This is a genomic window from Occallatibacter sp., from assembly GCF_049802275.1.
Lineage (GTDB): Bacteria > Acidobacteriota > Terriglobia > Terriglobales > Acidobacteriaceae > Telmatobacter.
On sequence record NZ_JBARMD010000196.1, the window covers coordinates 1 to 7,952 of the forward strand.

The window sequence follows — 7,952 nt, forward strand, 5'->3', positions numbered from 1 at the left end:
GGAATACATGGCACGGGCCACTTTTCTGTCTGACCTGAAGCTCATTGTGGATACCGCTGTCCGCCGCTGGGATAGCACGGCTATGCAAATGTTGCTCGCTGGTGAGATGGTGCAGGCAAGCCCCAAATCACAAAGCTTCGAGAAGCTTGCTTCGACAGCAAATTGTGAGGTAAGAATCGCTGCTGATCAGTCGTTCGTCTCAGCGGACTGATCAGACTCATCAGGCCTTCCAATCCTTCGACAGGAATGCCTATCCAATCAGCCGCAAGCTTGGCCGGTCGCTTCGTCACGGTATCCGAGACTAACGTCTGAGCTGATCACCGGGAGCGGCGGTGCAGCGCGGCTCTGCGTCCCTGCTGTCTGGGGATGGGGATAAAGGGCGCGCCCGGAAGCTCTGCTGCCCTTTCTGGGCTGGTTCCCGTCAAGCGTGGGGTGTGTGTGCGCGGTTTACACTCGGGGAGAGGCTATCGAGATTGTTTGGGGCGCTGAGGTTTCTTTGGAATGCGACGCGGGGGCACAGGTTTGCGCCATGGCGAAGTGAGTTTCTTCGCTGGCGGGTGGAGACGTATTCAGGAAAGCCGGCGGAGACGCTGAGGGCGCGGGACGTGTTTGGCTTTATGTGGGAGTCGAAGTGGGAGTTGTTGAGCTTTCTCTTCTGGGCGGGACGGTTGGAGAGTGACGCGCGACGGAAGCCGTGATACGGCGCGCGAAGATGCCGTGATGTGGACGGGTCGGACAGAGATGTTGATGAAGGCCTGCGGTATCCCACTCATGCGAGAGAAGACGCCGCATGAATGGGGCACCACGCGGAGGAGTCGGGCGAACCCATGATAGAACCCGGGAGTTGGCTGAGGGGATGAGATTGGCATTAGTTCGATGGGCGGGTTTCGTGGGTCTGCATGGTTTGTTGTTCGCGGGATTTTTGCAGGCGCAGCAGCTGCCGCCGATTGAGCCGCCGAAACCAATGCCCGGATCGCACGCGGATTCACCGACGATTCGCGTGACAACCAATGAGGTGCTGGTGCCGACGCTGGTGGAGAGGCCGCATGGAGGCGGCATCGTCTATGGGCTGAAGCCGTCGGATTTTGTGGTGGAAGACAACGGCGTGCCGCAGAAGATTCATGTGCAGGAAGAGCTGGACACGGCGCCTGTGGCTCTCGTTGTCGCGATGGAAGAGGGAAGAGCGGGCGCACTGGAATTTCAGAAGCTGGAGAAGCTGGGGCCGTTGCTGGAGGTATTTCTCTCGGATCCGCGGAGCCAGGCGGCACTGGTGGGATTTGGCTCGAAGCCGCGACTGATGCTGGACTATACGCACTCTGAGGAAGATCTGGCGGCGGCCTTGCAGCGACTTGAGCCGGGGGACGGTGGGGCGGCGATCCTGGACACCATCAGCTATGGCGTGGATCTGCTGGAGGATCAGCCGAAGGAGTATCGGCGGGTGCTGCTGCTTATCAGCGAGGAGCGCGATCACGGGAGCAAGCATACGAAACCGGCACAACTGGTAAGCAAGATCGGGCGGTCGGATGTGCTGGTGCTGAGCATCTCGTATTCGCCGTCGAAGGCGGAGTTGGCGCACGACATCAAGGACAATGGCGAAGATCGGGCGCTGAATATGGTGTCAACGCTGGTGATGGCGGTGCAGGCGTTCAAGAAGAATGTGTCGAAGCAGATTGCGATCATGAGCGGCGGGGAGTACACCACGTTTACCGGCGACCGGCATTTTGAAGCGCGGGTGATGGAGGCGGCGAAGGATGTGCGCAACCGGTATTTGATTACGTTCAGTCCTTCGGATCCGACTCCGGGGCTCCATACGATTCGTGTGCGGACGGTTGAGGATTATGGAGCGAAGATTATTGCGCGGGCGAATTATTGGCGGGATGCGGGGCAGTGAGTGCATGGCAACACTGGGACACGAGCGCTTCATTCGCGTGTGAATAAAAAGCAAAAGCAGATCCTTCGCACCGCTCAGGATGACAATTCTGAGGAGAGGCTGGCATCAGCGGCATGACTGAAGTCATGCCCTGATACAAGATCCGTCGCGTGTTCTGCGCAGATGCGAGTCATGCGGCACATATCTAGCCGACTGCGCTTCATGCGGTGTCTGCTGTGCAGCTGTGGCTCAGGCTGCGTATCCTCTACGCGGCGGCGGGCAGGGGTTGCTCTTTGCGGTGATTCGGCAGCGCGAAGCCGACGGCGATGATCCAGATGAAGCCGGGGAAGCGTACCAGGGGAATCAGGAACAGAAGCTGCGGGCTGATGAGGTGGAAGACGCTGAGTTCGCCGCATGCGGCTAGAAGCAGGCCGAGAATCATGATCCATTTGGGAATGAGTTTTGTGAGTCCGGCGGAGATGGAGACGCCGGCCATGAGAAGACCCATGGGGATTGAGAATCCCGGACCGCCAAACGCATAGGAAAGATAATTGAGTGCGACGAGGATGGGTGGATTCGCGGCGACGGCCGGACGAATCAGCGTCCACGTGGCGAAGGCGGCAGCGATGCTGTCGAAGACGCAGAGGAATCCGCCGAATAGGGCGATGGTTACGCCTGCAGCCCGTACACCTAGAAATTGAAGGCGGCTTACGACGACAGCGGTGAAGAGTCCCAGGCAGATGTTGGCGCCCGTCTGCAGTAAGAGGCATGCAAGGACGCGCGACGTCTGGGTCTGGAAGAACGTGGTGATGACGGCGGGCGCTTCCCAAGGGCCGGGCCAGTAGGGCATGCCGCCATACATCGTGACGGGGAACAGGCCGGCGAGAAACAGCACTGGGTAGAGAATCGCTGGAAGCCAGAGCGGCGGGCCGGGATGTTTGAGGTTCATGCTTGCGACTGAGTGCGGAGTTGTTGAAGTCATGTCGCGCTCCTCATGGGGGAGTTGGGGATTTGCGATTGGGAATTGCGTTTACGGCGGCGAACGGCTGCATGGATCCAGAGTTCGAAGATCAGGACGTTCATGGAGAAGCCGATCCAGAAGGCGATTCCGAAGAACTGTTGCGGGAGCAGGTGAGTGAGACGGGCTGTCGCGAAGAACACGCCCATCACAGGGCGCGTGGTGGCGATGCCGAGCAGGATGGCAATGGAGCGCAGTTGCCAGCGGCGCTCGCGCATGTTGTCGGTTTGCGATCTATATAGATAGGCGCGGGAAAGCGAGACGAGAAAGAGTGTGTTGAAGAGGAGAACGGCGGAACGTTCGGTCCAGCCACCGATGGAGTAAAGGCTCATGGCGTATGCCGTGAGGCCGACGATGGCGCCGAGAGGATAGAAGACGCGGTCTATCCAGCGGGAATGGTTGCGAAGACGGAAGACGATGACGGGAGCGAGCAGGACGAATAGCAGGGCGGGAAGGATGTGGGCCAGCGTGAGGGCAGAGTGCGTGGCGAAGGCGTTGTCGAGCGAGGCCATCTGGGGCGGTCCGTCGCGCGCGGGGACGGCAAGGGCCAGCAGACGACGAATAACAACAGCGACCGCGATGGCTATGCAGATCCAAAAACCGGCGAGGAGCCACCATGGAGCTTTTGTGTCGGGCTGGTGGGCCGGGGCGGTATGAGAAGGTGATGGCATCAGCGGCCTCCACTGATATGGACAGATTAGTATTCGATTGACATATTGTCAAATGGAAGTGCGCCGAGTAAGATTTAGTTTATGAAAAGCCGCCAAAATGCTTCATGCAAGAGGCCTTACGAACTGGGCAAACGTCTGGAACGGACGGACCATACGCGGGCGACGGTGCTGAGGGCGGCACGCACGCAGTTGGAGAAGGGCGGCATACGCGATTTCTCGATGGAGTCGCTGGCGAAGGCGAGCGGGGTGACGCGGCAGACTATTCACAATCTTTTCGGCACGCGGAGCGGCGTGCTGGAGACGCTGTTCGATCAGATCGCAGTGGACGGCGGGATGGCGCGGATGCGCGAAGTGATGATGGCGCAGGATGCGGGGGAGATGCTCGACGGGTTCATTGCTGTGTTCTCGAATTTCTGGGCGAAGAACAGGCTGCTGCTGAAGCGCATTCACGGAATCGCTGCGGTTGATCCGGAATTCGGCAAGGCGGTTCAGGCGAGAAATCAGCGTCGGCAGATGGCGGCTACGCGCGTAGTTGAACGGATTGGGGACGGCGTGCGCGAGCAGAAATCCGAAACGATTGCGTGCCTTGTAGCGCTGACATCATTTGAGTTTTTCGATGCGCTGGTGGAGTCGCTGGAGACGGTGGAGGCTGCGGAGAAGCAGTTGCCTAGACTGATCAGGAATGCACTCTTGAAGGGCTGATCGAAAGCTCGAAGTTGTACTTCTGCGGGAGCAGGAGGCGCTGGCAGGAAGTTTATGTGATCCCACTCCTGCGGCAAAAGACGCCACATGAATGGGGCACAGGGCTTCAAGAATAGGGCACATGTGTGTGCATCGGGCACACGGGCCCGATGCGGCGGCGATGTTTCAGGCGGTGTTGACGGTATCGCGGGCGTGATTTCGGACGATGCCGTATATCACGATTTCGAAACAGAACACGGCGATTCCGGTAATGGCCGCGATGGTCATGAAGTGCTGGGCGCCATGCACTCCGTTGGGAACGCCCAATGCGACGGCCCTGACCAGAGCCGCGAAAAGCGCGATCAGAAACGAACAGGCGAGAGCAATTCTGTCCCCCTTGAGGTAGTTCCGACTGTGTTGGGAGGGGAGGACGGGAGAGGCGTAGCGATACCAGTGAAGACCCCAAAGCAAGAGAATGATGATGCCGACGGCGGAACTGATGTATTGCAGGATCTCGAGCAACGCTCGCGGGCCGAAGAGCGGAAGGATAACGCGAACGTGGAGAAAATGCAGGTGATCGCTTGCCCAAGTTCCGGAGTGGGTAAACGAGTCCCAGAATAGGTGGGTGGCGATGCCTACGAGAATGGAGAAGACGATCAAGGCAAAACGGGAAAGCGAATTGATGGAAAGGGTGCGGGGTCCGAGTTCAAGCCTTGCGCGCGCGCTTGCGGGCAGGCAGGCGGCGATGGGCTCCTTGGCATAGCGATGATAGAGCCAGAGAACAACGAGGCTGAGAGGCAGGTCGAGGACAAAGACGCCTGGAAGACTGTGGCCGAAGCTGCTGTGGTGCGCATAGGGAACGAAGTACTCAAGATCGGGGGCAAAGCAGCCGACGACCAAGGCAGACATGACGAGACGTGTGCGGCGGAATGGCAGAGCCGCGGCTGCATGGGAGAGGGTAAACGGCATACCACAATTATGACGGTCTTAGCGGTCGGGTGTCATAGTGTCTGAACCAATCTTCGTCTTCAGGGTGCAGTCTTTCTGCAGGGTGAGGTGGATGTTCGGTTGTTGCCCTTGCTGCGTTCGATGCAGCCGGCGGGTTGGGACAGGAAAAGCCACGTGCCCCGAGTGCGATGCACATCGCGGATGCGGAGACTCCATTTTCAAGCTATGCAAGATGGTTGGAATTTGGTGAAGTCGTGAATCATCGATCAGACTCGAGAGCGTTGCGATCGAACCATTCGAGGCGGCCGCCGGCTTGTTTGATATCGGCATCAGTTTTTGCGGTGCGCTCGAACAGTTCATTGATGGCATCAAGGAAACCCCATGGACCGAAAGGTTCAACGGGGATGTAGCGATCGAGTTTGCCGGCTGCAGCGAGGGCGACTTCCTCGCCCTTGAGGATCGGATCTTCGAGCCAATACCAATCTTCGGGCGCTTCGTGGCGGAGGACGAAGCCGGCTTTGCCGTCGGGGTGATCGCGATCCCAGTCAGCGTAGCGGAATGTCTCGTTGATGGAGGCTCCGTATAGGCTGCGAATCAAGGTTGCAACGGATACTGCTGTGCCGGGAATAATGGGGTCGATGTATGGCCAGGAGGTGAGCCAGCAGCAGTCGTACATGTGGCCGAGGACTGTCAGGTGGGTGATGACGCAGGGGCGGAGGTCAAAGCCGGAACCGGGAAGGACCTGGGCGATGATGGTGTCGTCGATATCGATGTAGAGGGTTGTCTTTCGATGCACTTGTTCGCTCTTCACGCCTTGATAACACTGTATTTCAGGGATTACTTCGAATGCACGCAGGTTGTTTCCCAGGGGACGGGGGCAGCGGGGTTACTCGTGCAAGTCATTCATGGTAATCTCTATCTAGACACTTGAGAGTGGACTGAGAACGCAAGAGGAGTAATACCGCCGTGCTGGCGACTGCTAAGAAAACTACCCTAATTGAACGCTTCCGCACCCACGAGAAGGATACGGGTTCCCCCGAGGTCCAGATCGCGATTCTGAGTGAGCGGATTGGTGAACTGACCGAGCACTTCAAAACTCACAAGAAGGATCACGCTTCGCGGCGTGGACTTTTGATGCTGGTCAGCAAGCGCCGCCGCCTGCTGGACTACCTGAAGACGCATGATTCCGATCGCTATCGCGACGTAATCGGCAAGCTCGGTATCCGCAAGTAATCAGAAAGCAAACGTTGAACCGGAAGCGCCCAGACCGGATTTTGGTCACGGCCCCGCATTATTCAGAACCTGGGGCCATGGTGTACCTGGCTAATCGCAAATGCCGCCAGGGCCTGCGCAGAGTTGTCGTCTCATTACGAGATGCCGTCACTGCGCGGTCCGCGCATTTTCTAATTGTGCAGTCACGTCCTGTGGCTCTCGCGCATTCGTACACCTTCAGCATTTCCGGCTCTTCCCACCCACAAGTTTCCCAAGCGAAAAAAATGAAACGAGGACTCTATGTCTAAACAAGAAGTGACAGTCGAGCTTGCTGGCGGCAAGCGCCTGGTCTTTGAGACCGGTCGCATGGCGAAGCAAGCCTCCGGAGCTGCACTGGTCACCACGGGCGAAACCGTGGTTCTGGCCACCGCGGTCGCGTCTCCTGACCCACGGGAAGGCATCGACTTTTTTCCCCTCACGGTCGATTACCGCGAGTACACCTATGCCGGCGGGCGCATCCCCGGTGGATTCATCAAGCGTGAAGGCCGGCCCAGCGAAAAGGAAATTCTGACCGCTCGGCAGATCGATCGCCCCATTCGTCCGTTGTTCCCCGACGGGTTCCGCAATGAGACGCAGGTCATCGCGCTGGTATTCTCTGCCGACAAGGAAAACGATCCCGATGTGGTCGGCATCAATGCAGCAGCCTGCGCATTGGCTCTCAGTGACATTCCGTTCAGCGCCACGGTTGGTGCAGTTCGCGTTGGTCGCGTTAATGGGGAATTCGTAATCAACCCCACCTATGACGAGCGCGCGGGAACGACGGTGAACATCATGGTTGTCGGTCACAAAGATGGCATTGTGATGATCGAGTCGGGTGCGAAAGAAGAGACCGAAGAAGTGATTCTCGGCGCCATCGAATTCGCTCACGCGGAGATCAAGAAGATTGTTGCTGCCATCGACGAGCTGGTTTCGAAGGCCGGCAAGCCGAAGCGCTCATTTGTTGCGCCGACCACGGACGAAGGCTACTACGATGAGCTGAAGACCAAGATCGGCGACCGCCTCAAGGATGCGCTCGACACCAAGAAGTACGCCAAAACTGACAGCTACGCGCTGGTGAAGAAGATCAAGGACGAACTGGCTGCAGAGCTTCCTGCGGACGATCCAAATGCAAAGAAGAAGCTCGCAACTTATTACGAGCTGCTCCGCGAACGAATCTTCCGCGAGCAGGTAACGAAGGATCGGATTCGTCCGGATCGCCGCGCTTTCGACGAAATCCGCGAGATCACGATCGAGACCAGCGTTCTGCCTCGCACGCATGGTTCGGCACTCTTCACACGCGGCGAAACGCAAGCCCTGGTGACCGCGACGCTGGGTACGGCCGATGATGGTCAACGCCTGGAGAGCTATGAGGGCGAGAAGAAAAAGAACTTCATGCTTCACTACAACTTCCCGCCGTTCTCTGTTGGTGAAACAGGACGTATGACGGGCACGGGTCGTCGTGAGATCGGCCACGGTGCACTGGCGGAGCGCGCTATCTCTGCGGTTCTGCCGA

At 58.3% G+C, this 7,952-nt stretch carries 9 protein-coding genes; 5 read left to right on the plus strand and 4 right to left on the minus strand.

What is annotated here, in order from left to right; all coding sequences use genetic code 11:
• Both WA354_RS06495 and WA354_RS06500 read left to right on the plus strand, forming a co-directional pair.
• Positions 1–211, plus strand: a 211-nt coding sequence (locus WA354_RS06495) for a hypothetical protein (RefSeq protein ID WP_472812192.1), incomplete at its 5' end; no start/stop codon positions are given.
• A gap of 645 nt (positions 212–856) precedes the next feature.
• On the plus strand, positions 857–1,891 hold the full coding sequence (locus WA354_RS06500) for a VWA domain-containing protein (RefSeq protein ID WP_472812193.1): 1,035 nt from the start codon (positions 857–859) through the stop codon (positions 1,889–1,891).
• Between the two features lie 244 nt (positions 1,892–2,135).
• Here the strand turns inward: WA354_RS06500 and WA354_RS06505 are convergent, their stop codons facing one another.
• Entirely contained in the window at positions 2,136–2,852 is a 717-nt protein-coding gene (locus WA354_RS06505) for a hypothetical protein (RefSeq protein WP_472812194.1), read from the minus strand.
• The gene (locus tag WA354_RS06510) at positions 2,849–3,559 is read right to left on the minus strand and encodes a DUF2306 domain-containing protein (RefSeq protein WP_472812195.1); all 711 of its coding nucleotides are present in this window, start codon (positions 3,557–3,559) and stop codon (positions 2,849–2,851) included. The genes WA354_RS06505 and WA354_RS06510 overlap by 4 nt, the downstream gene beginning before the upstream one ends.
• Before the next feature lie 81 nt (positions 3,560–3,640).
• Here WA354_RS06510 and WA354_RS06515 point away from each other — a divergent pair, with 81 nt between their 5' ends.
• Positions 3,641–4,261 carry a TetR/AcrR family transcriptional regulator gene (locus WA354_RS06515; protein WP_472812196.1) on the plus strand — a complete coding sequence of 207 codons (621 nt, stop codon included), beginning with the start codon at positions 3,641–3,643 and terminating at the stop codon, positions 4,259–4,261.
• A gap of 165 nt (positions 4,262–4,426) precedes the next feature.
• Here the strand turns inward: WA354_RS06515 and WA354_RS06520 are convergent, their stop codons facing one another.
• On the minus strand, positions 4,427–5,209 hold the full coding sequence (locus WA354_RS06520) for a DUF4184 family protein (protein ID WP_472812197.1): 783 nt from the start codon (positions 5,207–5,209) through the stop codon (positions 4,427–4,429).
• Between the two features lie 238 nt (positions 5,210–5,447).
• Positions 5,448–5,984 (minus strand): hypothetical protein, encoded by a 537-nt coding sequence (locus tag WA354_RS06525; protein WP_472812198.1) that lies wholly within the window; start codon positions 5,982–5,984, stop codon positions 5,448–5,450.
• 170 nt (positions 5,985–6,154) lie between these two features.
• On the opposite strand from WA354_RS06525, the gene rpsO reads away from it, so the two are divergent.
• Positions 6,155–6,421, plus strand: a complete 267-nt coding sequence (gene rpsO / locus WA354_RS06530) for a 30S ribosomal protein S15 (RefSeq protein ID WP_472799399.1) — start codon at positions 6,155–6,157, stop codon at positions 6,419–6,421.
• Positions 6,422–6,700: 279 nt separating this feature from the next.
• A partial coding sequence (locus tag WA354_RS06535; RefSeq protein ID WP_472812199.1) for a polyribonucleotide nucleotidyltransferase occupies positions 6,701–7,952 on the plus strand: 1,252 nt, incomplete at its 3' end.

Bases quoted from the DNA above. Each gene is read 5' to 3' on its own strand.
- WA354_RS06500 (WP_472812193.1), top strand. From the start codon at position 857: ATGAGATTGGCATTAGTTCGATGGGCGGGTTTCGTGGGTCTGCATGGT.
- WA354_RS06505 (WP_472812194.1), bottom strand. From the start codon at position 2,852: ATGACTTCAACAACTCCGCACTCAGTCGCAAGCATGAACCTCAAACAT.
- WA354_RS06510 (WP_472812195.1), bottom strand. From the start codon at position 3,559: ATGCCATCACCTTCTCATACCGCCCCGGCCCACCAGCCCGACACAAAA.
- WA354_RS06515 (WP_472812196.1), top strand. From the start codon at position 3,641: ATGAAAAGCCGCCAAAATGCTTCATGCAAGAGGCCTTACGAACTGGGC.
- WA354_RS06520 (WP_472812197.1), bottom strand. From the start codon at position 5,209: ATGCCGTTTACCCTCTCCCATGCAGCCGCGGCTCTGCCATTCCGCCGC.